Source organism: Stenotrophomonas sp. SAU14A_NAIMI4_5 (assembly GCF_003086795.1).
In the GTDB taxonomy this organism is placed as follows: Bacteria; Pseudomonadota; Gammaproteobacteria; order Xanthomonadales; family Xanthomonadaceae; genus Stenotrophomonas.
Genome location: NZ_CP026003.1, coordinates 3,562,780 through 3,589,592, shown reverse-complemented (window position 1 = coordinate 3,589,592; position 26,813 = coordinate 3,562,780). Strand labels below are relative to the sequence as shown.

The window sequence follows — 26,813 nt, the reverse complement described above, 5'->3', positions numbered from 1 at the left end:
GATAGCACGATGACTTTTCACCAAGCCAAGGGGCTGCGACCCATCCGGCGCTCTACCTTGAACCGCATCAGCGCGCTGGGAGTCGCGCTGATGCTGGCCTGCGCCCCGGCGCTGGCTGCCGCACCGGCCGAGAAGCCGGCAGGCACCGCCGTAGCGACGCAGGCCTCCGCGCCGGCCTCGCTGTCGGTGCAGCGGATCGATTTCAAGCGCGGCGATGATGGCAGTGGCCGCCTGATCGTCCAGTTCGACGGCCAGGGCGCGATCCCTGACCTGCGCACGCAGGACAACAGCGTGGTGGTCGACGTCGGCAATGCCCGACTGCCGGCCAACCTGCAGAAGCCGCTGAACGTCACCGACTTCGCCACGCCGGTGCAGCGCATCGACGCCAAGCCGTCCGGCGCGGGCACCCAGCTGGTGCTGAGCACCGGCGGCGCGGTCGAATCGCTGGCCTACCAGAGCGGCAACGAGTACGTGGTCGAGATCAGTGCCCGCAAGGCACCGGCCGCCGTCGGTGCCGTCACCGCCGGCAGCGTCACCCAGGCTGCCAAGGGCGTGCCGGAGCGTGGCTACAGCGGCAAGCCGGTCACCTTCAACTTCCAGGACGTGCCGGTGCGCACCGTGCTGCAGTTGATTGCCGAAGAGTCGAACCTGAATGTCGTGGCGTCCGATTCGGTGCAGGGCAATGTGACCCTGCGCCTGGTCAACGTGCCGTGGGACCAGGCGCTGGACATCGTGCTGCGCGCCAAGGGCATGGACAAGCGCCGCGACGGCAGCGTGATCTGGGTCGCGCCGCAGGCTGAGCTGGCCAAGTTCGAGCAGGAAAAGGAAGACGCACGCATCGCCATCGAGAACCGCGAGGATCTGGTGACCGATTACGTGCAGATCAATTACCACAGCGCCACGCAGATCTTCAAAGCGCTGACCGAGGCCAAGGGCATCGGCGGTGGCGGTGGTGGTAGCGGTGGCGGCTCCAGTTCCAGCCAGGAAGAGAGTGGCTTCCTGTCCTCGCGCGGCCGCATCGTCGCCGATGAGCGCACCAACACCCTGATGATCAGCGACATCCCGAAGAAGATCGCGCGCATGCGCGAGCTGATCAACGTGATCGACCGCCCGGTCGACCAGGTGCTGATCGAGAGCCGCATCGTCATCGCCACCGATACCTTTGCCCGCGAGCTGGGTGCCAAGTTCGGCATCAGTGGCAGCCGTGACAATGTGTACTTCGGCGGCAGCGTGGATCAGAACCACGATACGCTCACTTCACAGGTAACCACCGCCGCAACCAACGCCAATGCCGTGCGTGACTGGATCACCGGCGGCAGCATCGGCCCGGCGCCCATCCCGGTCGCGTCGGAGATTGGCAAAGGCCTGAACTGGAACCTGCCGGTCGCCTCCACCAGCAACCCCGGTTCGCTGGCACTGTCCATCCTCAACGCGGGCTACCTGCTGGACGTCGAACTGTCGGCCATGCAGGAGGAGTCGCGTGGTGAAGTGATCTCCAACCCGCGCGTGGTGACCACCAACCAGCGCGAGGCCCTGATCAAGCAGGGTAAGGAAATCGGCTACGTGACCATCAGCGGCGGCGGTGCGGCCGGCGGTGCGCAGACCCCGAACGTGCAGTTCAAGGAAGTGGTGCTGGAGCTGAAGGTCACCCCGACCATCACCGACGACAACCGCGTGTTCCTGAACATGGCGGTCAAGAAGGACGAAGTGCAGCGCTACATCACCCTGGCCGGCTACGGTGAAATCCCGGAAATCAACCGCCGCGAGGTCAACACCGCCGTGCTGGTGGAGGACGGCCAGACCGTGGTGATCGGTGGCGTGTACGAGTTCACCGACCGCAGCAGCGTCAGCAAGGTGCCGTTCCTGGGCGATGTGCCGTTCCTTGGCAATCTGTTCAAGAAGCGCGGCCGCAACAAGGACAAGGCCGAACTGCTGGTGTTCGTGACCCCGAAGGTGCTGCGCGTGGCCAAGAAGAACTGAGCCAGCCCGCACACGCTGTACGAGACGGGGCCGCCATGTGCGGCCCTTTTTCGTGGTGGATCCACACCCTGCGCGGATGGCCATTCATCCGTCCTTGATCCAATCCGCGGACCGGCCTGCGATGATGTGGGGAACCCGTGCCGTTCCGCGCCGGTCAAAGGCCCCCATGAACCTGCCACCGCCGATGCCCGAATCCGCCACGCCGCCGCCCGCGCCGACCACCTCGCAGCTGCATGCGGCCTTCACCGGCCTGCGCGATGCCCTGTCGGCCGAGATCGTCGGCCAGGCCGCGCTGGTCGAGCGCCTGCTGATCGCCCTGCTGGCCGACGGCCACCTGCTGGTCGAAGGTGCCCCCGGCCTGGCCAAGACCACCGCCATCCGTGCGCTGGCCTCGCGCCTGGAAGCCGATTTCGCCCGCGTCCAGTTCACCCCGGACCTGCTGCCGGCCGACCTGACCGGTACCGAGATCTGGCGCCCGCAGGAAGGCCGCTTCGAATTCGTGCCCGGCCCGATCTTCCACCCGATCCTGCTGGCCGATGAAATCAACCGCGCCCCGGCCAAGGTGCAGTCGGCGCTGCTGGAAGCGATGGGCGAGCGCCAGGTCACCGTCGGCCGCCACACCTATGCGCTACCATCGCTGTTCCTGGTGATGGCCACGCAGAACCCGATCGAGCAGGAAGGCACCTTCCCGCTGCCGGAAGCGCAGCTGGACCGGTTCCTGATGCATGTACGCATCGGCTACCCCGACCAGGCCGCGGAAGCGGAGATCCTGCGCCTGGCCCGCGACCGTGCACGCGGTGCACTGGACAACGCCGCGCCCGCACCGGAAAAGCTGCCGATGCAGGTGGTGTTCGACGCCCGCCGCGAAGTGCTGGACCTGCACATGGCGCCGGCGCTGGAGCGTTACCTGATCGAACTGGTGCTGGCCTCGCGCGATCCGTCGCGCTACGACGCCGGCCTCGGCCGCCGCATCGCCTGGGGCGCAAGCCCGCGTGGCTCGATCGCGCTGGAGCGCTGCGCGCGTGCACGTGCGTGGCTGGCCGGTCGTGACTTCGTTACCCCGGATGACGTGCGTGCCGTGGCCGCCGACGTGCTGCGCCACCGCGTGCTGCCCAGCTATGAAGCGACGGCCGAAGGCTGGGATGGCGAGCGCCTGGTGCAGGAACTTCTGGCCCGCGTGCCGGCGCCCTGAGCCTGCACATGTCCGATCCTTCCCCGCCGCACAGCGCCCGCGTGGCCGAAGGCGATGGCCTGCGCCCGCAGCTGGCCGAGCTGGTGGCCCTGCGCCGGCTGGCGCAGCGACCGCCGCCGCCGCGCCGTGGGCGCGTGGGCAATGCCGGCCAGGCACCGTCACCGCTGCGCGGACGCGGCATGGAATACGCCGAGTCGCGCGAATACGTACCCGGCGATGACGCGCGACACATCGACTGGCGGGTGACCGCGCGCACCGGTCGCGCGCACACCAAGCTGTTCCAGGCCGAGCGCGAGCGGGTCAGCCTGATCGTCGCCGACACCTCGCCGGCGCTGTATTTCGGTACGCGCGTGCGCTTCAAGTCGGTGCAAGCCGCGCGCGCCGGTGCCGTAGCCGCCTGGTCCGCGCAGCGTCGCGGCGACCGTATCGGCGCGCTGCGTGGCAGTGATCGTGAACCGCCGATCGCTCCCGCCGGCGGCCCGCGTGGCGTGCTGCGCGTGCTCGACGCACTGACCCGCTGGTACGCGCAACCACCCGCCGATGACCTCGGCCTGGAGCGCGCGCTGGACCACGCCGGCCGCGTGCTGCGCCCCGGCGCGCGCATGCTGGTGCTGGCCGATCCCCAGCAGGCCATGCGCATCGCCCCGGCGCGCTGGAGTGCGCTGGCCCAGCACCATGACCTGAGCCTGCTGCTGCTGGTCGATCCGTTGGAACTGCAGCCGCCCTCGGCACCGCTGCAGTTCCTGGCGGCGCAGCAGCGCATCGGCCTGGACCTGCGCCGCAGCGAGGTGCAGGACCACTGGCGCGCCCACTTCGTTGAACCGCTGCAGGCCATGCGCCAGCAGCTGGCCGCACGCCGGGTGGATGTGCAGATCCTCTCCACCGATGCCCCCAGCGACGCGTGGCTGGCACCTGCACCGACCGAGGTGCCGGCGTGAGCGCGGCCCTGCCACTGCGCGACGTCGCACTGCCGCCGTCGCCCTCGTGGTGGCCACCGGCGCCGGGCTGGCTGTTGCTGATCGGCGCCGTGCTGCTGGTGCTGGGCATCGTGCTCTTCATCCGTGAGCGTCGTCGCCGTAGGCGCCAACGCTGGCTGCAGCAGTTCGACCAGGAACTGCAGGCCACGCCCACCGCAGCGGCCGAACTGGCCGCCATCGCCGGCCTGCTGCGCCGCGCCGCGCGCCTGGCCCAGCCGGGCAGCGAAGCGCTGCATGACCAGCCCTGGTGGCAGCGGATCGACCCGAAGGACGACCTGGGCGAGCCGCAGCGCAGGCTGCTGGCCGAAGGCGCGTACCGCCCGCAGGTGGCCGCGGACGACGTGGCCGAGGTCCGCCGCTGGGCACGCGAACGGTACCTGCAGCTGCTGCAGGAGCGCCGCCGATGAGCCTGCTGGCAAGTTACTGGCCCTGGCCGGACCTGCAGTTGGCCTGGCCGCTGGCATTGCTGGCGCTGCCGCTGCCGCTGCTGATGCATCTGTGGAAACGCCGCGCCGAACCCGGCGCCGCCCTGCGCGTGCCGTATTCGCCGGGCGAACTGCAGGCATTGGCCGGCGGCGGACGCGTCGATGCGTCCTGGCTGCGCACGATCATCCTGTGGTTGGCCTGGGCCGCGCTGTGCGTGGCGATGGCGCGTCCACAGCAGCTGGGCGAAGCGATCACGCCGCCGCAGGAAGGTCGGCAGATGATGCTGGCGATGGACGTGTCCGGCAGCATGAGCGAGCCGGACATGGTGCTTGGTTCACAGGCGGTGGAACGGTTGACCGCGGCCAAGGCGGTGCTGGCCGACTTCCTCGACCGCCGCGCCGGTGATCGCGTCGGCCTGCTGGTGTTCGGCGACCGTGCCTACACGCTCACCCCGATCACCCCTGACCTGGCCAGCGTGCGCGACCAGTTGCGCGACAGCGTGGTCGGCCTGGCCGGGCGCGAGACCGCCATCGGCGATGCCATCGCGCTGGCGGTCAAGCGCCTGCGCAGCCAGCCGGAAGGGCAGCGTGTACTGATCCTGCTGACCGACGGCGTCAGCAATGCCGGTGTGCTGGAGCCGCTGCGCGCGGCCGAGCTTGCGCGTGCCGAAGGCGTGCGCGTGCATACCGTCGCCTTCGGCAGCGATGGCAGCATGCGTCTGTTCGGCATCCCCATCGCCAGTGACCGCGACCCGGTGGATGAAGCCACCCTGCGAAAGATCGCCGAAATGACCGGCGGCCGTTTCTTCCGCGCCCGCGATACCGACGAGCTGGCCGGCATCTACGCCGAGCTGGACCGGCTGGAACCGATCGCGGCGAAGGGCCCAAGCCTGCGCCCGCGCAATGAACGCTATGCCTGGCCGCTGGGCCTGGCGCTGTTGCTGGGTGCGTTGGCATGGCTGTGGCCGGAGCGCCGCCGATGATCGCCACGTTCCTGCAGACATTCCACGCCGCGCTTCCCGATTGGAGCGCACTGCATTTCCTGCGGCCCGGGTGGTTGTGGGCGCTGCTTGCGCTGCCGCTGATCATCGCCGCCACGCTGTACCGGCAGCGCCGCAGTGATGCGTGGCGGCAGGCGGTCGACGCGCACCTGCTGTCGCACCTGCTGGCCGCGGGTGGGCGCCGCCGTGCGCGCCTGCCCTGGGCCATCCTGCTGGGCTGGACGCTGGCGGTGCTGGCCCTGGCCGGCCCGAGCTGGCGCCAGCAGGCACAGCCGATGTACCAGGCCGGCACGCCGCTGGTGGTGGTGCTGGACCTGTCCAGCCGCATCACCGCCACCGACCTGCCGCCGTCGCGGTTGCTGCAGGCACGGGCCAAGATCGGCGCGCTGCTGCGTGCGCGGCAGGGCGGCCAGGTGGGTCTGGTGGTGTATGCCGATGACGCCTACACCGTCGCACCGTTGACCGATGACACCGCCAACGTGGCGCTGTACCTGGATGCGCTGTCGCCGGAGGTGATGCCGCGCGATGGACAGCATGCCGACCGCGCCATCGACTGGGCGACCCAGCTGCTGCGGCAGACCGGCACGCTGCGTGGGCGCATCCTGTTGATCAGCGACCAGGCCGATGCCGCCGCCGCGCTCGCCGCGACGCAGGCGCGCAGTCTCGGCCTGCAGGTGTCGGTGCTGGGCCTCGGCACGCCCACCGGTGCGGCCTACCGCGATGGCTCCGGGCAGATCGCCCAGGCCGCGCTGGATGAAGGCAGCCTGCGCACGGTGGCTACCGCCGGTGGCGGCCAGTACGCGCGCATCGCTGCCGATGATCGCGACCTGCGTGCACTGGATGTGCTGGATGCCAGCGATGGCACCGCGCGGCAGGGCCCGGGGCAGGGCAGTCAGTGGCAGGATGAAGGCTACTGGCTGCTGCCGCCGTTGATGCTGCTGGCCCTGCTGGCGTTCCGCCGCCGCGCGGTGCTGGCCGCGGTGCTGGCGGTGGGCCTGCTGCCGTTGGCTGGCAACCTGCACGCGCAGCAACAAAGTGCGCCGGCGAAAGAAGCCGGCACGCTCTGGCAGCGCGCCGACCAGCGCGAGCACGAACGCATCGCGGAAGGTGTGCAGGCCTACCGCAACGGTGATTTCGACACCGCGCGCGCACGCTTCGAAGGCATCGACAGTGATGCCGGCCTGTACAACCTGGGCAACGCGCTGGCGCGCCAGGGCGACTACGACGGTGCCATCGCCGCCTACGACCGCGCGCTGGCCAAGCATCCGGGCATGGCCGATGCAGTGGCCAACCGCGCGGTGGTCGATGCCGCGCGCAAGCGCAAGCCGCCGTCTAACAAGGACCAGAACAACCGCTCCAACCAGGACAAGGGGCAGGGCCAGCAGCCGCCGCAGCCGAAGCAGGACCAGCAGCCGGGTCAACCGGGCAAACAGGGCCAGCAGGATCCGAAGCAGGGCCAGCAGGATCAACAGCCGCCGCAGCAGGGCCAGCCCGGCGACAACAAGGACAAGCAGGATGCCGGTCCGCAGGCCGCCGATGCGAAGGCGCAGGCGCAGGCCGACGCCGAACAGCGCCAGCGCATGCAGCAGGCCATGCAGCAGTCCAGGCCCGGTGAGCAGGGCAAGCCGACCACGCGTGGCGACGGCCGCACGCCGCAGCAGCGCGAGGAACAGCAGGCAGTGGAGGCGTGGATGCGTCGCGTGCCCGATGACCCGGGCTCGCTGCTGCGGACCAAGTTCCAGCTGGAAAACGAACGTAGAAAGAGGGAAGGGCGATGATCGGCGTGCCGCGCAGGACATTCCAGGTGACGGTGCTGCTGGCGATGCTGCTGGTGTGGCTGCCGTCCGCCGCGCTGGCGCAGACGCGTGCGTGGCTCGACCCGGCCAGCACCACCCTCGGTGAGCCGGTCATCCTGCAGGTGGAAACCGACCAGGGCAGCCCGGACTTTGCGCCGTTGAATGCAGACTTCGTCCTCGGCGCGCAGGGCAGCAACCGCCAGGTGCAATGGAGCAACGGCAGCATGCAGCAGCGCAACGTGTACTCGGTGACGCTGACCCCACGCCGCAGCGGCACCCTGCTGGTGCCCTCGCTGCAGGTCGGCAGCCAGCGCACCGAACCGCTGCAGCTGCAGGTGGGCACCGGCACGGCAGCCACCGCACAGAGCAATGCCGCCGCCTTCGTCGAGACCGACGTGGACGACGCGCAGCCCTACGTGCAGCAGAGCGTGGGCGTGGTGGTGCGCCTGTACTTCGCCTCGCAGCTGGCCTCGGGCGAGCTGGTGCTGGATACGCCTGATGGTGCCTCGCTGCAGCGGGTGGGCGAGGACCGCACCGACGTGCGCCAGGTCAATGGCCGCCGCTACAACGTGGTGGAGCGCCGCTTCCTGCTGATTCCCGAACGCAGCGGGCCGTTGCGGCTGCCCGGTGCGCGCTTCAACGGGCGCACGGCTGGTGGCTTCTTCGATGATTTCTTCGGTGCCGGCGGCGACGGGCGGATGAATGCCGTCGCCCCCGAGCGCACCCTGCAGGTGCGCGCGCAGCCGGCGCAGGCACCGCAGCCCTGGTTGCCGCTGCACGGCCTGCAGCTGCGCTACACCACGGCGCCGGGCAGTGCGCGTGCGGGCGAAGCGGCCACCGTGGTGGTCGAGGCGGTGGCCAACGGTGCGACCCGCGCCCAGTTCACCGATCTGCCGGTGCCCGACGTGGGCGATGCCGGGCAGGTCTTTGCCGAACCGGCCCAGTACGATGAGACCTTCAGCGGCAGCACGCCGCGCCTGAAGATCACCCGGCGCTATTCGATCGTGCCGCGCCAGGCCGGCACGCTGGTGGTGCCGGGGCCGAAGGTGAGCTGGTGGAACGTGGACAGCGGCAACGCCGAGCAGGCCACGTTGCCGGACCTGACCCTGACGGTGGCCGCCGGACGTAGTGGCACCCCGGCGCCCCAGCCCCTCGATACCCAGGCCGCGCTGCCCGGCGACGACGCGCAGCCGGCCGCAGCAACGGCAGTGCCGCTCGGCGCGGCCGTTGCGCGCCCGTGGCCCTGGATCGCGGCTGCCATTGGCCTGGCCGTGCTGTGGCTGCTGACCCTGGCCTGGGGCTGGCGCCGTGGCCGTCGCGCACCGTCTGCCGGCGCACCGATCACCGCAGGTACCGGCCACAGCGGCGCATCGCGTGGCAGCGTGGCCGAGCTGCGCCGCGCACTCGACGGCGAGGGCTTCGACCAGGTGCAGGCGCAGTTGTGTGCGATAGCCGGGGTCGAACGCCTGGAGCAGGTGATCGAGCGCCTGGCCGATCCGGCCCAGCGACAGGTGCTGCTGGACCTGCAGGCCGCGCGCTGGGGCGGGCAGGGTGAAGCCTCGGTGCTGCGTGCGCGCCTGCGCGAGTGCTTCCGTGACGGACCGCACTGGTCGGCGCCGCAGAAAGCCGTCGACACTGGGCTGGCGCCGCTGTACCCCACGCAGCGACCCTGAACCGGCGCGGCTTGCGCGCTTTGTTAGAGTAGATTCATTTTTCGAGGAATGCCGCGTATGACAGCAGCTGCTGCCGACAAGAAGAAGTTGCCCCTGCACTGGAAGATGGGCATCGGCTTTGCGATCGGCCTGATCCTGGGGTTGACCGTGCATGCCCTGGGCGGCAGCGTCGATGGTCTGCAGGCCGGTGCCAAGTGGGTCATGGACTACATCACCACGCCGGCGTCGGGTCTGTTCCTCAACCTGATCTTCATGCTGATCGTGCCGCTGATCTTCTCGGCGCTGATCATGGGCGTGTCCGAGATGGGCGACATCCGCGCCCTCGGCCGCATCGGCTGGAAGACCCTGGCCTACACCATTCTGTTGTCCGGCATTGCCGTGGGCATCGGCCTGGTGCTGGTGAACGTGCTCAAGCCGGGCGCCGGCGTCGACCCGCAGACGGCCGCGCTGATGCTGTCGGAGAACGCCGAGCGCAGCAAGGAGATCGTGGCCGGCATCCATGGCACGCCCAAGGGCATGGACATGCTGCTGTCGATCGTGCCGAGCAACGTGCTGCAGGCTGCATCGGACAACGGCGCGATCCTGTCGCTGATGTTCTTCGCGCTGATGTTCGGCATCGGCATGGTGCTGACCGACGAAGAGAAGGTCGCCCCGCTGCGTCGCGCCATCGAAGGCGTGTTCGAAATCTCGATGACCCTGATCAACCTGGTCATCCGCCTGGCCCCGTATGCGGTGGCCTGCTTCATGTTCAACCTGGCTGCGCTGTTCGGCTTCGAGCTGATCCTCCGCCTCGGCGCCTACGTGGGCGTGGTGGTGCTGGCGCTGGCCCTGCACATGTTCGTGACCTACGGCGTGTCCGTGTGGTTGTCGGGCCGTTCGCCGCTGTCGTTCTTCCGCGATACCCAGGAAGCGACGGTGATGGCCTTCTCCACCGCCTCCAGCAACGCCACCCTGCCGACCGCGCTGCGCGTGGCCGACCAGATGGGCCTGCCGCAGCGCGTCTCGCGCTTCGTGCTGACCGTGGGCGCCACCGCCAACCAGAACGGCACCGCGCTGTTCGAGGGCGTGACGGTCATCTTCCTGGCCCAGTTCTTCGGCGTGGACCTGTCCATCGGCCAGCAGGTGATGGTGATGGCGGTCTGCATCCTGGGCGGCATCGGTACCGCGGGTGTGCCGTCCGGCTCGCTGCCGGTGGTGGCGATGATCTGCGCCATGGTGGGGGTGAACCCGCTGGGCATCGGCCTGATCCTGGGCGTCAACCACTTCCTGGACATGTGCCGTACCGCCCTGAACGTGACCGGCGACCTGGCCCTGACCACCCTGGTGGCCAAGGGCGAAGCGGCCGACACCCCGGCCGAGGCGGCTGCTGCCGCAGCCCGTCTGGACAACTGATCGGTAGTGCCGGCCGCTGGCCGGCAGAGCCTGAACGGGGTCGGATCCCTCTCCGCAAGGAAAGGGCTCCGACCCCGTCTCGTTTATGGGCAACGTTGACCTGACCCTGCCGGGCGTCTGTGGGACAATGGCGCGCCCGCAGTTTCGCGGCCGCCTCCCGATTCCGACAGAACCATGACGCAGCCTACCCGTCGCCAGTTGGCCAACGCCATCCGCTTCCTTGCCGCTGATGCGGTTGAAACCGCAAATTCCGGCCATCCCGGCATGCCCATGGGCATGGCCGATATCGCCGAAGTGCTCTGGAACGACTATCTCCGGCACAACCCGAACAACCCGCAGTGGTTCAACCGTGACCGCTTCGTGCTGTCCAACGGCCACGGCTCGATGCTGCAGTACGCGCTGCTGCACCTGAGCGGCTACGACCTGCCGATCGAGCAGCTCAAGCAGTTCCGCCAGCTCGGCAGCCACACCGCCGGCCACCCGGAACGCCACGAGACCCCGGGCGTGGAAACCACCACCGGCCCGCTGGGCCAGGGTTTCGCCAACGCCGTGGGCTTCGCCCTGGCCGAGAAGCTGCTGGCACAGCGCTTCAACCGCCCGGAGCTGGAAATTGTCGACCACCGCACCTGGGTGTTCATGGGCGATGGCTGCCTGATGGAAGGCGTGTCGCATGAAGCCGCTTCGCTGGCCGGCACCTGGGGCCTGCACAAGCTGGTCTGCTTCTGGGACAACAACCACATCTCCATCGACGGCAACGTCGAGGGCTGGTTCACCGACAACACCCCCGAGCGTTTCGAAGCCTACGGCTGGAACGTGGTGCGCGATGTCGACGGCCATGACCCGGAAAGCATCAAGGCCGGCATCGAGGCCGCGCTGTCGCAGAGCGACAAGCCGACCCTGATCTGCTGCCGCACCACGATCGGCTTCGGTTCGCCGAACAAGGCCGGCAAGGAATCGAGCCACGGCGCCGCGCTGGGCAAGGACGAGCTGGCTGCCACCCGCAAGGCGCTGGACTGGAACTACGGCCCGTTCGAGATTCCGGAAGAGATCTACGCCGGCTGGCGTGCCGGCGGTACCGGTACCCTGCGCCAGGCCGAGTGGGAGCAGCAGTTCGACAAGTACGCCGCGCAGTTCCCGGCCGAAGCCGCCGAGCTGACCCGTCGTTCGCATGGCGAGCTGCCGGCCGACTTCGTCGCCCAGGCCGATGCCTACATCGCCAAGGTCGCCGCTGAAGGCGCCACCATCGCTTCGCGCAAGGCCTCGCAGCTGGCCATCGAAGCCTTCGCGCCGCTGCTGCCGGAAATCGTCGGCGGTTCGGCTGACCTGGCGCATTCGAACCTGACCCTGTGGAAGGGCAGCAAGTCGGTCGCCAGCGATGACGCCAACGCCAACTACGTGTACTACGGCGTGCGCGAGTTCGGCATGACCGCCATTGCCAACGGCCTGGCCCTGCACGGTGGTTTCATTCCGTTCGACGCCACCTTCCTGGTGTTCAGCGATTACGCCCGCAACGGCGTGCGCATGAGCGCGCTGATCCCGGCCCACGCCATCCACGTCTACACCCACGACTCGATCGGCCTGGGCGAAGACGGCCCGACCCACCAGCCGGTGGAGCACCTGGCCTCGCTGCGCTACATCCCGAACAACGACGTGTGGCGCCCGTGCGATGCCGTCGAGTCGGCCGTGAGCTGGAAGGCCGCGATCACCCGCCAGGACGGCCCGAGCTGCCTGGTGTTCAGCCGCCAGAACCTGCCGCACCAGCCGCGCAGCGCCGAGCAGATCGCGCAGATCGAGCGCGGTGGCTACGTGCTGGCCGATGCCGCCGGTACCCCGGACGTGATCCTGATCGCCACCGGTTCGGAAGTCTCGCTGGCCACCGAAGCCAAGGCCCAGCTGGACGCCGCCGGCCTGAAGACCCGCGTGGTCTCCATCCCGTCCACCGACGTGTTCCTGCGCCAGGATGCGGCCTACCGTGAATCGGTGCTGCCCAACGCCGTGCGCAAGCGCGTGGCGATCGAAGCCGGCGTCACCGGTTTCTGGCGCCAGTTCGTCGGCCTGGACGGCGCGGTGATCGGTATCGACACCTTCGGTGCCTCGGCCCCGGCGGACAAGCTGTTCAAGCACTTCGGCATCACCACCGACCACGTGGTGGCAGCCGCCAAGGCGCTGTAAGCAGCCCCGCGAAGCAGGAAAGGGAAAGGCCGGCGCAAGCCGGCCTTTCTCGTTTTCAAAAAGGGGACGGAGGGGATTAAGTCGTTTGTGCACAAACGACTTAATCCCCTCCGTCCCCTTTTTTATATCGCCGCGCGCACGTCCATCAGCGCGAACCCCAGCAGGTTCAGCCCACGCCACTGTGCCGGGTTGTGCGCGTCGGCGTGGTCCTTGGCCAGGCCGATGCCCCAGATGAAATCCACCGGGCTGGCTTCGACCAGCACCCAGCCTTGGGTCGAGCGCAGGAACGCGCCCAGTTCCGGGTTCTGCGCGAATTTGGCTTTGTTGCCTTCCACGACCAGGTCGTAGCGGGCCTGCGTCCAGCGTGCTTCGTCGAAGCCTTCGATCTTGCGGCCGAGCGCCTTGGCCTTGTCCGGCGTGGCGCTGGCGATGATTTTCTCGAGCAGGTCGGTGGCACCGAACAGGCGCGCCTTGCCGGCCATCATGTAGTGCTCGGCGGTGCGGTAGTGCACGCCATCGATGTCGAAGCCGGCGTCATACCACTGGCTGAAGCACGAGGCGGACACGCCGCTGCGCGGCGGTTGGTGGCCCCAGAAGCAGAGGTAACGCAGGTCTTCACCTGCAGCCTGGCGCTGCTGCAGGTCATGCAGGAAACGGGAATCGTCTTTCATCGCCACAGGATACAGCGTGAGCAACGGCGCACTGATAACGGCATTCGCCGGGCATGGCCCGGCGCTACCTTTGCTCATGCGGTGCGGGCGAGGGCCAGGCGCAGCAGGCGTGCGTTGATGCGCTCGCCGAGATCCTTCGGTGCCTGCAGGCCCATGCGCTGCAGGTACACCGCGTCGCCATCGCCGGCGGGCTGGCGCAGTGCGGCCCACAGCGTGCGCAGCTTTTCGCCGCGCGTCTGCGTGTTTGATTTCAGCCAGCCCAGTGCCTTCACCAGCACCTGCTCGATCTCGTTGAAATCGCTGCCCAGCGGATAGTCGGGCAGGGTGCCATCGGCACGGAACGGTGCCAGCGCCGCCGCCAGCGCCTGCGGTGTGTTGCGCTGTTCGCGCTGCGGTTCGGGGTGCCGCCCGGTGCGCAGCTTGCGCGATGCATAGGCCTGCTGCAGCAGGCCCGCCTGGAACGGTGCCTCGGTGATCGCGGTCATCGCCTGCACGCAGTCGTCGTCGGTCAACGCGCGCAGGTCGGCAATGCCGTACTCGTTGAGGTAGATGTCACGCAGGTGGCGCGGAATGGTGGTGTGCCCGTAGTTCCAGCGCACGTTCGAGGCACGCTGGCCCTTGTCGTCGCGCGCGGCGCGGAACATCAGCACGCTGCGTGCTTCGGGCAGCGCATGCGCCATCGCCACGAAGTTGTACTGCCCGCCCACGCCGGACACCACGCGGCCGTCATCCAGCGCATCGGACACCGCTGCCCCGAGCGCGGTGGCCATCATGCAGGAATTGAAGAAGCGCGCATGGCGGCGCTGCAGGCGTTCCAGCGTTTCATTGCCGCCATACAGCTGGTTGATCTCGCTGATGCGGCGCATGCCGATCGCGCTGCGCTCGTCGTCGGGCAGGGTACGAAGCCATTCGTAGAACTCGGGCGAACCCAGGTAGAACGCACCGTGCAGGTACTCGCCTTCGGCTTCCAAGGTGGCATGGTCGATGGACAGCGTGCTGCCGTTCTCGATGCGCTGCATCAGCGCCAGATCATCGTGCACCTTGCGCCGGATGACGCCGGTCTGCACCAGCCGGCGGAAGCCTTCGTTGAGCATTTCGCTGCAACCGTACAGGCCGACCTCGAACGGATCGAGGCCGCCGATTTCCTCCACCAGCGGATGGCTGGCCAGTTGCGGGTCCAGGGCATTCAACACGCGGCGGTAGCGCGCGTTGTCGGTATGGCGCAGCACCAGCGCATGGCTGAGCGCATCGGCGAGCGTACCGATGCCGATCTGCAGCGTGCCGCCGTCGCGCACCAGGGCGCTGGCGTACAGGCCGATGGCGTAGTCCGCATCAGCCACCGGCTGCCGCGGCAGGCCGAACAGTGCCGGGTAGGGCGGTGGCGGGGTGATCACCAGATCGAAGAAGGACACATCGACCGTGGCTGTGCCGCCCAGGTAAGGCAGCAGCGGGTCGATCTCGGCCACCAGCAGCGGGCGCGGCAGGCCTCGCGCCGCCATCGCATCCAGGGTGTCCTGGGTAATGTCGTTGTTGCACGACAGCGAGAGCCGGCGGTCGTCCGGGCGCATCGCCACTTTCTGCACGATCACCTGCGGTGCGCGCTGTGCCACGGCGTCAGCGGCATGGGTGTAATTCAGGCTGGTATAGCTGGATTGTGCCTGCCGCGAGCCGAGCAGCGCGCCGGACTGCATGTAGAACTCCTCCACCTCCACATGCGGCGGCAGCGCATCGCGGGCGATGGCATCGGCGTAGGCCAGGCGCGGGAAATCCTCGCCGAAATGGCGCTGCACGAACGGCGCCATGAAGCGCGCTTCCAGGCCATCGCCGCGCGCCTGCGGCGGGTTCAGCGACAGCGCGGTGTACAGCTGCAGCGGCCGCGACGGATCCCCCTCCACCCGCGAATACAGCGCATTGAGCAGCCGGTGCGGCTTGCCCAGTGCCAGCGGAGCGCCCACCCGCAGCGGCCCTTCCACGCGCGCGAACAGCCAGTCAACGGCGGCGTCCAGGTCGGTCAGGTGTTCGGTCATGCGTGGCGGTCCTGCGGCAGGGGGAGTGCTGGCATTACAGCATGTCGGGCTTGAACCGCCGTCGACGCGAGATTTCCGCGCCCGCCACCATGAACTGGCCATCGCCGCGGTAGTGGAAGGTACGGGGCAGTTTCGGCCGCGGCGCGACGTGGGCGCGGACGATTTCCCAGATGAAGAGATTGCTGGCCTTGACCTGGCTGTCGTCGTGCAGCCGGCATTCGAAGCTGGAATGGCACTGGCCGACCAGCGGCGCGGCCACGTCGCGGGCGGGCACCGCATCCAAGCCGAATCGCGCGAACTTGTCCACGTCGCGGCCGCTGCAGTTGCCGATGTCCACCACGGTATCCAGCAGCTCCACGCCCGGCACGTTGATCACGCACTGCCGGCTGTCGCGGGCCAGCGCGAAGCTGTGGTTCTCGTTCCAGATGTAGGTGGCCAGCAGCGAGGGCGAGAAGCCCATCACCATGTGCCAGCCCAGCGTCATCAGGTTGCGCTGGCCACCCGCGGCGGTGCTGACCAGCACGATCGGGCCGGGCTCGAGAAAGCGGCGGGCCTGTTCGACCGGAAAGTCGAGTTTGCGCAGCGGCTTCATGCAGGCTCCCGGGGCAGAAGGGCCGATGCTGGGGCAGGCCGGATGAACCTGCGGTCGAGGGCTTGACATCGGATTCGATTACGCGCGTAATCGGGCTGTCGATTACGGATGTAAACCATGACCCCGATCAGCGAAGCAGAAGCCGTCGTGATGGAGGTGCTCTGGCAGCAGGCGCCGCGCAGCGCCGATGACGTGGTGGCCGCACTGGCCCACCGCGAATGGGCCGAGCCGACCATCAAGACCCTGCTCAACCGCCTGCTGACCAAGGGCGCGATCGCCGCCGAGCGCGATGGCCGCCGCTACTTGTACCAGCCGCTGCTGCAGCGCCAGGCCTGGGTGGAAACGCAGAGCCAGGATTTCATCGGCCGCGTGTTCGATGGCCGGGTGGCGCCGCTGGTGGCGCATTTCAGCGAGCGCGGCCAGCTGAGTGCGCAGGACATTGCCGAACTGAAGAAGCTGATCCAGGAGATGGATGATGAATGAGCTGCTCGATGGACTGTGGCAGGCCAGCCTGTGGCTGGCGCTGGGCGTGCTGCTGCTGGCGGCCGCGCGGCCACTGCTGGTGAAGCTGGGCGGCGCAGAGCTGGCCTACCGCAGCTGGTGGCTGCTGCCGCTGCTGCTGGCGGCCCTGCTGCTGCCCCTGCCGGCATTGCGGGCGTTGCCGGTGCTGCAGCATGTGCCGACGCTGCCGCTGAAGGTGGTGCCCGGCGCGGTCGAGGGCGCCGCCGCGCAGCTGCCGATGTGGCCGTGGCTGCTGGCCCTGGCCTGGGGGCTGGGCGCGGGCCTGCACCTGACGCGCGAACTGCGCGCACAACGCCGCTTCGAGCGCGGCCTGGGCACGCTGCAGGCACGCGGCGATGGCAGCTGGCAGGCCAGCGCTGACCCCGGCCTGCCCGCGCTGGTCGGCCTGTGGCAGCCGCGCATCGTGGTCGGCCCGCACTTCGACCAGCAGTTTGATGCCGACGAACAGGCGCTGATCCTGCGCCACGAACGCAGCCACCGCCGCAATGGCGACCACTGGGCCAATGGCGCCCTGCTGCTGGCACGTTCCGTGTTCTGGTTCCACCCGTTGTTGCCCTGGGCTGCGCGCCGCTTCCTGCGCGACCAGGAACTGGCCTGCGATGCGCGCACCGTTGCCGCGCAGCCGACGCAGCGCCGTCTTTATGCCAGCACGCTGTTGAAGGCGCAGCTGGTCCACCCGGTTGCACCGATGGCCTGTCATTGGCGCAGCCAACCCGTGTTGAAGGAGCGTATCGCCATGTTGAAGCAGTCGCAGCGGAAGGCATTGCCGAAGGTGTCCGGCCAGGTGTTGCTGGTGGGGTTGTGCATGGGTGTTGCTGCGTTGGCCTGGGCCAGCCAGGGCGCGGTGACGGGCACGCCGTCGGTCAGCGCCGAGCCGTTCCAGCACGCCGCAGCGGATGCCGCCAAGGCCGGCCTGGACAGCCCGGTCCAGGCACAGAAGATGTCACCGCCCGCCTATCCGTCCGAGGCGTTCGAGAAGGGCCTGATCGGTGTGGTGAACCTGATCGTGGCCGTCGATGCCAAAGGCAACGTCACTGACGTGCAGGTGGAAAGTGCGACCAATCCCGGCGTGTTTGAAGCCGCCTCGATCGCAGCGGCGCGCAAATGGACCTATACGCCGGCGATGAAGAATGGCAAGGCGGTGGCCGGCAAGCTGCGCATCCCGATCACCTACGCCATGGACAACACCGAGGCTGCCGGCGGCCAGACGCAGTGAAGGCAGCGATGAAGAGCGCACCGCTGTGCATCGCCGCGGTGCTGCTGGCCGGCTGCGCCACCCAGGAGCGCGTGACCACGGTCGACACCCGCAGCGAGAACGTCGGCCACCAGCGCCTGCAGCCCGATGCCGGCGGTGGTGCTGGGCAGATCCAGCCGTATGCGCTGGCCGCCAGCGAGGGTTACCGGATGCCGCAGCTGTACGCGGCGCCGGACCCGGTGGTCGGCGCGAGCGATCCACGCACCTCGCTGCCACCCACCACGGTCTGCCTGCAGGTGGTGGTCGACGCGCAGGGGCGGGTTGAACGCAGCCAGCCGTTGACCGACCGCAGTGAATGCAGCGCAGGGACAGTGGCGGAGAACGGACCGCTGCTGCAGGCCGCACGGGACGCGGTCGCGCAGTGGAAGTACTCGTCAGCGGCGGTCTGCCGTTTCGCGCCCGGGAAAGAGCCCAAGGACCGCAGCGACTGCCAGGGCGCCGACAGCATTGAACCGGTGGCGGTCACCCTGCAGTACGCCTTCACCTTCGAGATCGTGAAGGGCCAGCACGTGGTACGCACGCGGGGCAGGTAAAGGGTAGCGCCGGGCCACGCCCGGCGGCTTTCCACGGCTGTGGTCAGGCGCCGCCTACGATGTTGGCCTTCACTGCCGGCTGCATCAGCTTCGGCTCGGCCAAAGTCGCATCACGCGCTTCGCGCACGCTGACGAATGCCGCTTCATCCACGCCGTCGTGCACGTGGATGTTGTGCGCGCGCTGTTCGCCGATGGTGGTTTCGTTGGCGAACGCGCGGCCACCCGGGCCGTAGTCGTGGCAGACGAACACGCGGGTGGCATCGGGCAGGGCGAGCAGGCGCTGGATCGAGCGGTACAGCTGCGCGGCATCACCGCCGGGGAAATCGCAGCGGGCGGTGCCGCCATCAGGCATGAACAGCGAATCGCCGGTGAAGACCGCATCGTCGATCAGGTAGGCGATGCTGTCGCCGGTATGGCCGGGCACGGCGATGATGCGGCCCTGCAGCTGGCCCAGCGCGAAGGTCTCGCCATCGGCGAACAGATGGTCGAAGTGCGCATCCTGCGCCGCCAGCTGCAGGCCGTAGCGCGGCGCGAACGTGGCCTGCACCGCGCGGATGCCTTCGCCGATGGCCAGGGTCGCCTGCGGGAAGCGTTGCTTCAGCCGTCGCCCGGCCGACACATGGTCGGCATGGGCGTGGGTTTCCAGCAGCCAGCGCAGCTGCAGGCCCTGCTGTTCGATGGCCTCCAGCAGCGGGCGCACCGGCGCGTCGCTGCTGGCATCGGTGTCCGGGTCGTAATCCAGGACCGGATCGATCAGCGCCGCCTCCCTGCTGGCCGGGTCGACGACCAGGTAGCTGAAGGTATTGCTGTCGCGGTGGAAGAAGGATTGGACCTGGACCGCCATCGGAACCTCCTCAGCGCGTGCCGAGCACGCGGTTCAGCAGCTGCGCGAGATTTTCGCCGGCCAGCCGCAGCTGTGCTTCGGCCACCGGGCGATAGCGCTCGGTGTATTCATCGCCGATCTTGTGCGTGGCCGGGTACACGCCCGGCTGCACCGAGATGCGGCAGCTGGCTTCGGCCCAGCGCTGCGGGTCGCGCTGGGGGTTGGACTGGCGCGCCAGCTTCGGTGCCGGCAACGCACGCAGCACCGGCAGGTAGCCGGCGTCATCCAGCTTGCGGGTGTTGAGCATGCCGCTGTCCCACAGCGAATGCAGGTTGGTACCGCGGTTGCCGAACTGCAGCTGGAAATCGTTGCCGCCCTTGTCGTGGCCGTAGCCGGCGTGCATCGGCTGGTGCACGTCACCGACCATGTGCACGACGAACTTCAGCGCCTGCAGGCGCTCGCCGTCGGTCAGGCTGTGGTCGCCAAGAATGGCGCTCTGCGCCTTCAGTGCCTCGACGATGCAGTTGCCGTTCTTGCAGTGCTTGGCCGGCTCGTACTGGCAGCCGTCCTCGGCGATGTTGACGTAGTGCCAGCCGGCGGAACGACGGCCCAGGCCGGGATCCTTGGCACGCAGCTGGTCGGCCCACGGCGCGATGCTGGCCAGGGTGGCGCCGGGCTCGGCGGCCAACAGGCGGTCGACCTCGGCACGTGCGGCCGGGTTGAGGCGGGTGTCGGCCACTTCGGCCACCAGGCGATGGCCTTGCGCGCCCCAGGCATGGGCGGGGGCGGACAGGGTCAGCAGGGCCGGCGCGAGGGCGGCAGCGAGGATCAGGGAGTGCAGGGCTTTCATGCGCCCATTCTAGCGGGGTAGGTGGATTGAAGAGCGGCGCGTTCCTGTCTGCTGTGGGCTGGCTGCAGGGGCAGGCGCTGCGGGACACGCTGCAAGTACGTCCCTGTAAGCTCGGCCGCGGCATCCATGCCGCGGACGGTCCCGCAGCGCCTGCCCCTTCAGCCCCCATCAAACATGGCTGCGGAGGCGGATGCAAACGTCAAAGGCAACGTCAAAAACAAAGCTCTTGTTCTTGCTTGAGCTGGCACGCGCGCGGTGGTGGGAAGGGGCGAGGCGGGGAGCGGAGCCGGGACCGTTGGCGCCATGGATGGCGCCATCGAGCCCCCAGGGATGGGTTTACGGCGTGTCCTGGCTCCGCTCCCCGCCTTGCCCCAGCTCCGGAACTGCTTCAGTCCAAGGAACAAAAAAGCCCCGGCAATCACCGGGGCAATGCTGCGAGGGTTTTGCGTGTAGCGGGGGAGCGGGGGCGAAGCCCCCGCACTCAATACACCGCTTTAGAACTTGAAGACGTACGACACGCCGTACACCAGCGGGTCGATGTTCACCGTGCCGATCTTCTCGCCATCCAGTTTCACCTTGCTGTCGATGTCGATCCAGCGCATGTCCACGCGCAGCGCGCCCTTTTCGCCGATGGCGAAGTCCACGCCGGCATGTGCGGCCAGGCCCCACGAGTCTTCCAGTTTCAGCTTGCTGCCGGCCAGCGCGCCGGTGGTGTCCTCGCTGAAGAAGGTCGTGTAGTTCAGGCCCGCGCCCACGAACGGCGAGACCTTGCCGGCGCTGTTGAAGTGGTACTGCAGGGTGACCACCGGCGGCAGCTGCTTGCTGCTGCCCACCCGGCCCAGGCCGTTGATGTTGATGTCGTGCTTGAACGGCAGGGCCGCCAGCACTTCGATGCCAAGGTTGTCGGCGATGAAGTACTCGCCGGTGATGGTCGGCTTGACGTCGTTGTCCACGTCCACCTTCAGGGTGCCACCGGCCAGCGAACCGTTGTTCGACTTCGGGGCGACCTGGTGGACGCCGGCCGAGACGGTCCAGTCGCCCTTGGACTGGGCCATGGCCGGGGCGGCGGCCAGCGAGACGGCGGCGGCCAGGCCGGCCAGGATCAGGGGGGAGGTCTTGCGCATGGGGGGTGTTCTCGTTGCGGGGTGGATGTGGCCAGTCTCGGCCTCACGCCGCGCTAACGCTTTGATCCGGATCAAATCCTGTCTGGCCGCCTGCCAGCCCCCGGGTGCTGGCCCGCGGTGGTCAGGGCGGTGCTGCTAGACTTGTGGGCCCTATCCATCCCGCCGCACCTGTCGCGGCTGCAGGAGCTTCTGAACATGGCAATCAAGGTTGGTATCAACGGTTTCGGTCGCATCGGACGCAACGTCCTGCGCTCGGCGGTGCTGAACTTCGGCGATGACATCGAAATCGTGGCCATCAACGATCTGCTGGAGCCGGACTACCTGGCGTACATGCTGAAGTACGACTCCGTGCATGGCCGCTTCAAGGCCGACGTGGCCGTGCAGGGCAACGACCTGCTGGTCAACGGCAAGAAGATCCGCCTGACCCAGGAACGCGACCCGGCCAACCTGAAGTGGGACGAAGTCGGCGCCGACGTGGTGCTGGAAGCCACCGGCCTGTTCCTGACCAAGGAAACCGCGCAGAAGCACATCGACGCGGGCGCCAAGAAGGTCATCCTGTCGGCCCCGTCGAAGGACGACACGCCGATGTTCGTGTTCGGCGTGAACGACAAGACCTACGCTGGCCAGGCGATCATCTCCAACGCCTCGTGCACCACCAACTGCCTGGCCCCGCTGGCCAAGGTCATCAACGACAAGTGGGGCATCAAGCGCGGCCTGATGACCACCGTGCACGCGGCCACCGCCACCCAGAAGACCGTCGATGGCCCGTCCAACAAGGACTGGCGCGGCGGCCGTGGCATCCTGGAAAACATCATTCCGTCGTCCACCGGCGCAGCCAAGGCCGTCGGCGTGGTCATCCCGGAACTGAACAAGAAGCTGACCGGCATGAGCTTCCGCGTCCCGACCTCGGACGTGTCGGTGGTCGACCTGACCGTCGAGCTGGAGAAGGAAGCCACCTACGCCGAGATCTGCGCCGAAGTGAAGGCACAGAGCGAAGGCGCGCTGAAGGGCATCCTGGGCTACACCGAAGACAAGGTGGTGGCCACCGATTTCGTCGGTGAAACCCACACCTCCGTGTTCGATGCCGACGCCGGTATCGCCCTGGACGGTACCTTCGTCAAGCTCGTGTCGTGGTACGACAACGAGTGGGGCTACTCGAACAAGTGCCTGGAAATGGCCAAGGTCGTCGCGGCCAAGTAAGGCCCGCGAAGATCCGCTCACGAACCCCGGCCTGGCCGGGGTTCGTCGTATATGGGCCCGGCTGACGTAGCATGGGCCACGGACCGCTGCCGCTGGGGCGCGGCTGCGTTGGGGTAGACGAAGAATGGAAGCACTGATCGTCCTGTTGGTTCTGGCGCTGCTGGCGATACCGCTGCTGCTGGTGGTGGCGCTGGTGATGATTGCCGGCCTGCGTCGGCGCGTGGCCGCGCTGGAAAGCGCGCTGGCAGAGGGCATCACGGCCGTCGCCCCACCGCGGCATGAAGCCGAGGCCCCGGTGCCACCACCGCGGGCGGCCGCTGCCGCCGCGGAGACCAGCGAACCGCCGTTCCTGCGCCCGGCCGCTGCCGCGCCGCCGCCGGTCCGGCCCCCCGAACCCTCCGTTGCGCCGCCCGCACCGGCACCCGCCGCACCGCCGCCGGTACCGGCATGGCCGCCATTGCCAGCGGAACCGGCGATGCCCAACGTGATCGAACGCGCCGTGGGCGCGGTCAAGCGCTGGTTCACCGAAGGCAACGTGCCGGTGAAGATCGGCATGCTGGTGCTGCTGGCCGGCGTCGCCGCGCTGTTGAAGTACGTCAGCGACCAGGGGTGGCTGGTGGTGCCGATCGAGCTGCGCCTGGCCGGCATTACCGTTGGCGCACTCGGCCTGCTCGGTTTCGGCTGGCACCAGCGCGAACGCCGCCGGTTGTTCGCGCTGGCCCTGCAGGGCGGCGCCATCGGCGTGCTGCTGCTGACCATCTTCGCCGCGTTCAAGCGCTTTGAACTCATCAACCCCGGCTTCGCCTTCGCCAGCTCGATCCTGCTGGTGGCGGGCCTGTGCGTGCTGGCCGTGATGCAGAACTCGCGCACGCTGGCGGTGCTCGGCATCCTCGCCGGCTTCATGGCGCCGCTGTGGCTGTCCACCGGCAGCGGCAACCACGTGGGCCTGTTCAGCTACTACGCGGTGCTCAACGCGGGCATCTTCGCCATCGCCTGGTTCCGTCCGTGGCGCGCGCTCAACCTGCTGGGTTTTGCTTTCACCTTCGGCATCGGCACGTTCTGGGGCGTGCTGCAGTACCGCGCCGACAAGTTCGCCAGCACCGAGCCGTTCCTGCTGCTGTTCTTCGCCTTCTACCTGCTGATCCCGCTGCTGTACGCACGCCGCCAGCCGGCCGAGCGCCGCGACCTGGTCGATGGCAGCCTGGTGTTCGGCACGCCGCTGATCGCGTTCTCGCTGCAGGCCGGCATGCTGCACGAGCAGCCGATGACGCTGGCGCTGTGCGCGCTGGGCCTGGCCGCGATCTATGCCGTGCTGGCGCGCGCGCTGATCCACCGCGCCTCGTACAGCGTGCTGGCGCAGTCGCACGCGGTGCTGGCCGTGGGCTTTGCCACCCTGGCGGTGCCGCTGGCGCTGTCGGCGCGCGCCACCGGTGCGGTGTTCGCGCTGGAAGGCGCCGGCCTGGCTTGGCTGGGGCTGCGGCAGCAGCGCTGGCTGCCGCAGGTGGCGGCTGCGCTGCTGCAGCTCGGCGCCGCGTTCGCGTTCGTGGTGGGCGCCGACTACTGGCACGGCGACACGCGGTTCCTGCTCAACCCCACCGCCATCGGTGCGCTGCTGCTGGCCGTGGCCGGTTTCGCCAGTGCGTGGAGCTACCAGCGCCGCGCGCGGCATGACGTGGCCGTGGTTTATTACCTGTGGGGCCTGCTGTGGTGGCTGGGCGGATTCGTCCATGAGATCGGCCGCTTCATCGAGCACGCGGCGCAGGCCGACGCGCTGTTGGTGCTGGCGGCGGTCACCGCCTGGCTGGCGGCCGAGGTGCAGCGTCGCCAGCCGGCCCGCGCGCTGGGCATGACCGCACTGGTGATGCTGGCCGCCGGCTTCCCGCTGGCCCTGCTGCAGAGCGATGCGCACCAGCAGCCGTTTGCCGGTTACGGCGCGCTGGGCTGGGCGGTGTTCGCCGTGCTGGGCGTGCGCACCCTGCTGTGCCTGCGCCAGGGCGGCGACGGTGTGGCCCGTATCGCCCAGTTCCTGTGGTGGCTGCTGTGGCCGTCGCTGCTGTCCCTGCTTGCGCTGTGGGGCGGCGATACCGCGCACCTGGCCCAGGGCTGGTGCGCGCTGCTGGTGACCCTGCCGTGGCTGCTGCTGGCGGCGTTGTCGCTGTGGCGCTGGACGTGGCTGCGCTGGCCGCTGGGTGACGCCTTCGATGCTGCGCGCGTGGCGTTGCAGAGCGTGGTGTTCGGCGTGCTGGCCTGCGCCTGGTGGATCGGCATCACCCTCGCCGGCGATGCCGCACCGCTGCCGTGGCTGCCGGTGCTGAACCCGGCCGAGCTGGCGCAGTGGCTGAGCCTGCTGCTGGCCGCGCGCTGGCTGTTCGGCGGCCAGGCCCCGGCGCTGTTGCAGCGCCTGCGCGTGCCGCTGCTGGCGCTGGCCGGGTTCATCGCCCTGACCAGCACCGTGCTGCATGGCGTGCACCACTGGGGCGGTGTGCCCTGGGCGCCGTCGATGGCCCGCGAGAGCCTGGCCCAGACCAGCCTGACCGTGCTGTGGAGCGTGCTCGGCGTGATCGCCTGGGTCTGGGGCTCGCGCCGGGGCCAGCGCGTGCTGTGGATGGTGGGCGCCGTGCTGATGGCCGTGGTCCTGGCCAAGCTGGTGCTGATCGACCGCCAGCACCTGGGCAACCTGCTGGGTATCGCATCGTTCATCGCCTACGGCCTGCTGTGCACGGTCGTGGGCTATCTGGCGCCGGCGCCCCCGGGCACCGCGCCAACCGTGGAGAACACGCAATGAAGAAGTGGAGCACGGCACTGCTGCCGATCCTGCTGGCCCTGGCCGGCGTCGCCTCGGCGCAGGCCACCGATTACCGCGCGCACTACGCCGAGCAGTGGCCGTTGAGCCTGTCCAGCGCGCAGTCCGGTGCCTACCGGGTGGTGCTGGAACCGGCCATCTACCGCCGCGCCGGCAGCGCCGACCTCGGCGACCTGCAGGTGTTCAACGCCGCCGGCCAGGCACTGCCCTCGGCGCTGCTGGCGCCGGACCAGCCACTGGCACAGCCGCCGGTGCAGCGCGAGCTGCCGTGGTTCGCGCTGCCGCCGTTGGCCGAAGCGCAGCGCAATGACCTGCAGCTGCTGACCGAGCGCGACACCGATGGCCGCGTGCGCCGGGTCGAAGCGCGCGTGGGCGGCGGTGCCGTGGCGAACGGGCAGGGTGGTTGGCTGATCGATGCCAGCGTGCTGGGCCAGCAGCCATTGGCCGCACTGGTGCTGGACTGGGCCGACAGCGGGCAACCGCTGCAGGCGCAGGTACAGCTGGATGCCAGCGACGACCTGCAGCACTGGCGCGCGGTCGCGCGCGACGTGCCGCTGGTGGATCTGCAGCGCGCCGGCAAGCGCCTGCTGCAGCGCCGCCTGCAGGTGGATGGCAACGCACGCTACCTGCGCGTGCTGCCGCAGGGCGACGCGCGCCTGCCGGCCCTGCGCAGCGTGCTGGCCGAACTGCCGCCGGCGCCGGCGACGTTGCCGTGGGAGTGGCTGTCGCTGGAACCCACTGCTGCCGGCAAGGGTGAATACACCTTCGAACTCGATGGGCGGTTCCCGGTCAGCAAGGCCGACGTGGCCAGCACCGACAACAGCCTGGTGCAGTGGACGCTGTACAGCCGCGACGATGCCGATGCGGAATGGCAGCGTCTCAGCGCACCGTGGATCGCCTACCAGGTGCAGCAGGGGGCCGTGGGCCAGCGCCAGCAGTCGGCCGCGCAGAGCCTGGGCGGCATCTGGCGCGACCGCTACTGGAAGCTGGTGGCCAGCCCGGTGGAAACGGCCACGGCACCGACCCTGCGCCTGGGCTACCAGCCGGAAGTGATGGTGTTCCTGAGCCAGGGCGCGGCGCCGTACGCGCTGGCCGTGGGCAGCGCCACCGCACGCCGCGCCGAAGCACCGATCGCGGTGCTGATCGAGGAACTGCGCCAGCGCAACGACCCGTCGTGGCAGCCGACGCTGGCGCGGCTGGAAGGCGGCCCGGAGACGCTGGCTGGCGATGCCGCGTTGAAGCCGCAGCGCGACTGGAAGGCGTGGTTGTTGTGGGCGCTGCTGGGGTTGGGCGTGCTGGTGGTGGGTGGCCTGGCGGTCAGCCTGCTGCGGCAGAAGCCTGCGCCTTCGGCGTAGGTTCCGGCGAACGGCGCAGCCCCTCGTGGGTGGGCGGTTGGTAGAGTCGACTGTTAGTCGACTGGCCTTGCGAGGTAGGCCGGGCGGGTGGGCTGGGCAGGGGACGCCGTGAACCCATCCATGAAGTGACCCCCAAAAGTTGGACAGTTGGGGGATCAGGCGGCCAACGCGGCCTGCTGCCGGTACTTTACCGGGCTCAGGCCCTTTAGTTTCAATCGGATACGGTCTTCGTTGTAGTACCGGATGTACTCCATTAGCCCGGCTTCCAGCCTTTCGATGCTGTCAAAGGTCTTCAGGTAGAAGAATTCCGACTTCAGCGTCCCGAAGAAGCTCTCCATGGCCGCATTGTCCAGGCAGTTGCCGCGCCGGGACATGCTCTGTTTCAGCGAGTGCTTTGCGAGCGTGTGGCGGTATTTTTCGTGCTGGTAATGCCAGCCTTGGTCGGAGTGG

At 68.8% G+C, this 26,813-nt stretch carries 22 protein-coding genes; 15 read left to right on the top strand and 7 right to left on the bottom strand.

Translation table 11 applies throughout. From position 1 onward, the window contains the following. The first annotated feature begins 9 nt into the window (after window positions 1-9). The 9 genes from C1925_RS16570 to tkt all read left to right on the top strand — a co-directional run bounded on the left by C1925_RS16570 (window position 10) and on the right by tkt (window position 12,608). Window positions 10-1,980, top strand: coding sequence for a type IV pilus secretin PilQ family protein (locus C1925_RS16570; RefSeq protein ID WP_108769845.1), 1,971 nt, complete (start codon window positions 10-12; stop codon window positions 1,978-1,980). A 166-nt stretch (window positions 1,981-2,146) separates the two neighbouring features. Then, window positions 2,147-3,172: a MoxR family ATPase gene (locus C1925_RS16565; RefSeq protein ID WP_108769844.1), complete on the top strand. Its 1,026-nt coding sequence runs from the start codon at window positions 2,147-2,149 to the stop codon at window positions 3,170-3,172. A gap of 8 nt (window positions 3,173-3,180) precedes the next feature. Next, the gene (locus C1925_RS16560) at window positions 3,181-4,110 is read left to right on the top strand and encodes a DUF58 domain-containing protein (RefSeq protein WP_108769843.1); all 930 of its coding nucleotides are present in this window, start codon (window positions 3,181-3,183) and stop codon (window positions 4,108-4,110) included. After that, a complete protein-coding gene (locus C1925_RS16555; RefSeq protein ID WP_108769842.1) occupies window positions 4,107-4,556 on the top strand; it encodes a DUF4381 family protein in 450 nt (149 codons plus the stop codon). Before C1925_RS16560 ends, C1925_RS16555 begins: the two co-directional genes overlap by 4 nt. Next, window positions 4,553-5,557, top strand: coding sequence for a VWA domain-containing protein (locus C1925_RS16550; protein WP_108769841.1), 1,005 nt, complete (start codon window positions 4,553-4,555; stop codon window positions 5,555-5,557). The genes C1925_RS16555 and C1925_RS16550 overlap by 4 nt, the downstream gene beginning before the upstream one ends. Next, a complete protein-coding gene (locus C1925_RS16545; protein WP_254051339.1) occupies window positions 5,554-7,353 on the top strand; it encodes a VWA domain-containing protein in 1,800 nt (599 codons plus the stop codon). The genes C1925_RS16550 and C1925_RS16545 overlap by 4 nt, the downstream gene beginning before the upstream one ends. Then, window positions 7,350-9,044 (top strand): BatD family protein, encoded by a 1,695-nt coding sequence (locus C1925_RS16540; protein WP_108769839.1) that lies wholly within the window; start codon window positions 7,350-7,352, stop codon window positions 9,042-9,044. The genes C1925_RS16545 and C1925_RS16540 overlap by 4 nt, the downstream gene beginning before the upstream one ends. 57 nt (window positions 9,045-9,101) lie before the next feature. Beyond that, window positions 9,102-10,436 carry a dicarboxylate/amino acid:cation symporter gene (locus C1925_RS16535; RefSeq protein WP_108769838.1) on the top strand — a complete coding sequence of 445 codons (1,335 nt, stop codon included), beginning with the start codon at window positions 9,102-9,104 and terminating at the stop codon, window positions 10,434-10,436. 174 nt (window positions 10,437-10,610) lie between these two features. Then, the gene (tkt, locus tag C1925_RS16530) at window positions 10,611-12,608 is read left to right on the top strand and encodes a transketolase (protein ID WP_108769837.1); all 1,998 of its coding nucleotides are present in this window, start codon (window positions 10,611-10,613) and stop codon (window positions 12,606-12,608) included. Window positions 12,609-12,730: 122 nt separating this feature from the next. Here the strand turns inward: tkt and C1925_RS16525 are convergent, their stop codons facing one another. From C1925_RS16525 to C1925_RS16515, 3 genes are all read right to left on the bottom strand, one after another. Next, window positions 12,731-13,279, bottom strand: a complete 549-nt coding sequence (locus C1925_RS16525) for an NADAR family protein (RefSeq protein ID WP_108769836.1) — start codon at window positions 13,277-13,279, stop codon at window positions 12,731-12,733. Between the two features lie 74 nt (window positions 13,280-13,353). Beyond that, window positions 13,354-15,306, bottom strand: coding sequence for an acetyl-CoA hydrolase/transferase C-terminal domain-containing protein (locus C1925_RS16520; protein ID WP_108769835.1), 1,953 nt, complete (start codon window positions 15,304-15,306; stop codon window positions 13,354-13,356). Window positions 15,307-15,340: 34 nt separating this feature from the next. Beyond that, window positions 15,341-15,898, bottom strand: coding sequence for a flavin reductase family protein (locus C1925_RS16515; protein ID WP_108769834.1), 558 nt, complete (start codon window positions 15,896-15,898; stop codon window positions 15,341-15,343). A gap of 117 nt (window positions 15,899-16,015) precedes the next feature. Between C1925_RS16515 and C1925_RS16510 the strand changes: the two genes are divergently transcribed. From C1925_RS16510 to C1925_RS16500, 3 genes are read left to right on the top strand one after another with little or no spacing between them, the layout of a single operon-like run. After that, window positions 16,016-16,381: a BlaI/MecI/CopY family transcriptional regulator gene (locus tag C1925_RS16510; RefSeq protein WP_108769833.1), complete on the top strand. Its 366-nt coding sequence runs from the start codon at window positions 16,016-16,018 to the stop codon at window positions 16,379-16,381. Beyond that, entirely contained in the window at window positions 16,374-17,636 is a 1,263-nt protein-coding gene (locus tag C1925_RS16505; RefSeq protein WP_108769832.1) for a TonB family protein, read from the top strand. Before C1925_RS16510 ends, C1925_RS16505 begins: the two co-directional genes overlap by 8 nt. 8 nt (window positions 17,637-17,644) lie before the next feature. Then, window positions 17,645-18,208, top strand: coding sequence for a hypothetical protein (locus tag C1925_RS16500; RefSeq protein WP_108769831.1), 564 nt, complete (start codon window positions 17,645-17,647; stop codon window positions 18,206-18,208). A gap of 43 nt (window positions 18,209-18,251) precedes the next feature. Here the strand turns inward: C1925_RS16500 and C1925_RS16495 are convergent, their stop codons facing one another. The 3 genes from C1925_RS16495 to C1925_RS16485 all read right to left on the bottom strand — a co-directional run bounded on the left by C1925_RS16495 (window position 18,252) and on the right by C1925_RS16485 (window position 21,005). Then, window positions 18,252-19,052 (bottom strand): MBL fold metallo-hydrolase, encoded by an 801-nt coding sequence (locus tag C1925_RS16495; RefSeq protein ID WP_108769830.1) that lies wholly within the window; start codon window positions 19,050-19,052, stop codon window positions 18,252-18,254. A 10-nt stretch (window positions 19,053-19,062) separates the two neighbouring features. Then, window positions 19,063-19,881 (bottom strand): S1/P1 nuclease, encoded by an 819-nt coding sequence (locus C1925_RS16490; RefSeq protein ID WP_108769829.1) that lies wholly within the window; start codon window positions 19,879-19,881, stop codon window positions 19,063-19,065. A gap of 494 nt (window positions 19,882-20,375) precedes the next feature. Further along, window positions 20,376-21,005, bottom strand: coding sequence for an OmpW family outer membrane protein (locus C1925_RS16485; protein ID WP_108769828.1), 630 nt, complete (start codon window positions 21,003-21,005; stop codon window positions 20,376-20,378). A 195-nt stretch (window positions 21,006-21,200) separates the two neighbouring features. Here C1925_RS16485 and gap point away from each other — a divergent pair, with 195 nt between their 5' ends. The 3 genes from gap to C1925_RS16470 all read left to right on the top strand — a co-directional run bounded on the left by gap (window position 21,201) and on the right by C1925_RS16470 (window position 26,363). Beyond that, a complete protein-coding gene (gene gap / locus C1925_RS16480; RefSeq protein WP_079222994.1) occupies window positions 21,201-22,205 on the top strand; it encodes a type I glyceraldehyde-3-phosphate dehydrogenase in 1,005 nt (334 codons plus the stop codon). A 124-nt stretch (window positions 22,206-22,329) separates the two neighbouring features. After that, window positions 22,330-24,990 (top strand): DUF2339 domain-containing protein, encoded by a 2,661-nt coding sequence (locus tag C1925_RS16475; RefSeq protein ID WP_108769827.1) that lies wholly within the window; start codon window positions 22,330-22,332, stop codon window positions 24,988-24,990. Next, window positions 24,987-26,363 (top strand): DUF3999 domain-containing protein, encoded by a 1,377-nt coding sequence (locus C1925_RS16470; RefSeq protein WP_108769826.1) that lies wholly within the window; start codon window positions 24,987-24,989, stop codon window positions 26,361-26,363. Before C1925_RS16475 ends, C1925_RS16470 begins: the two co-directional genes overlap by 4 nt. Window positions 26,364-26,518: 155 nt before the next feature. Here the strand turns inward: C1925_RS16470 and C1925_RS16465 are convergent. Beyond that, window positions 26,519-26,813, bottom strand: a 295-nt coding sequence (locus C1925_RS16465; protein WP_159097588.1) for an IS3 family transposase, incomplete at its 5' end; no start/stop codon positions are given.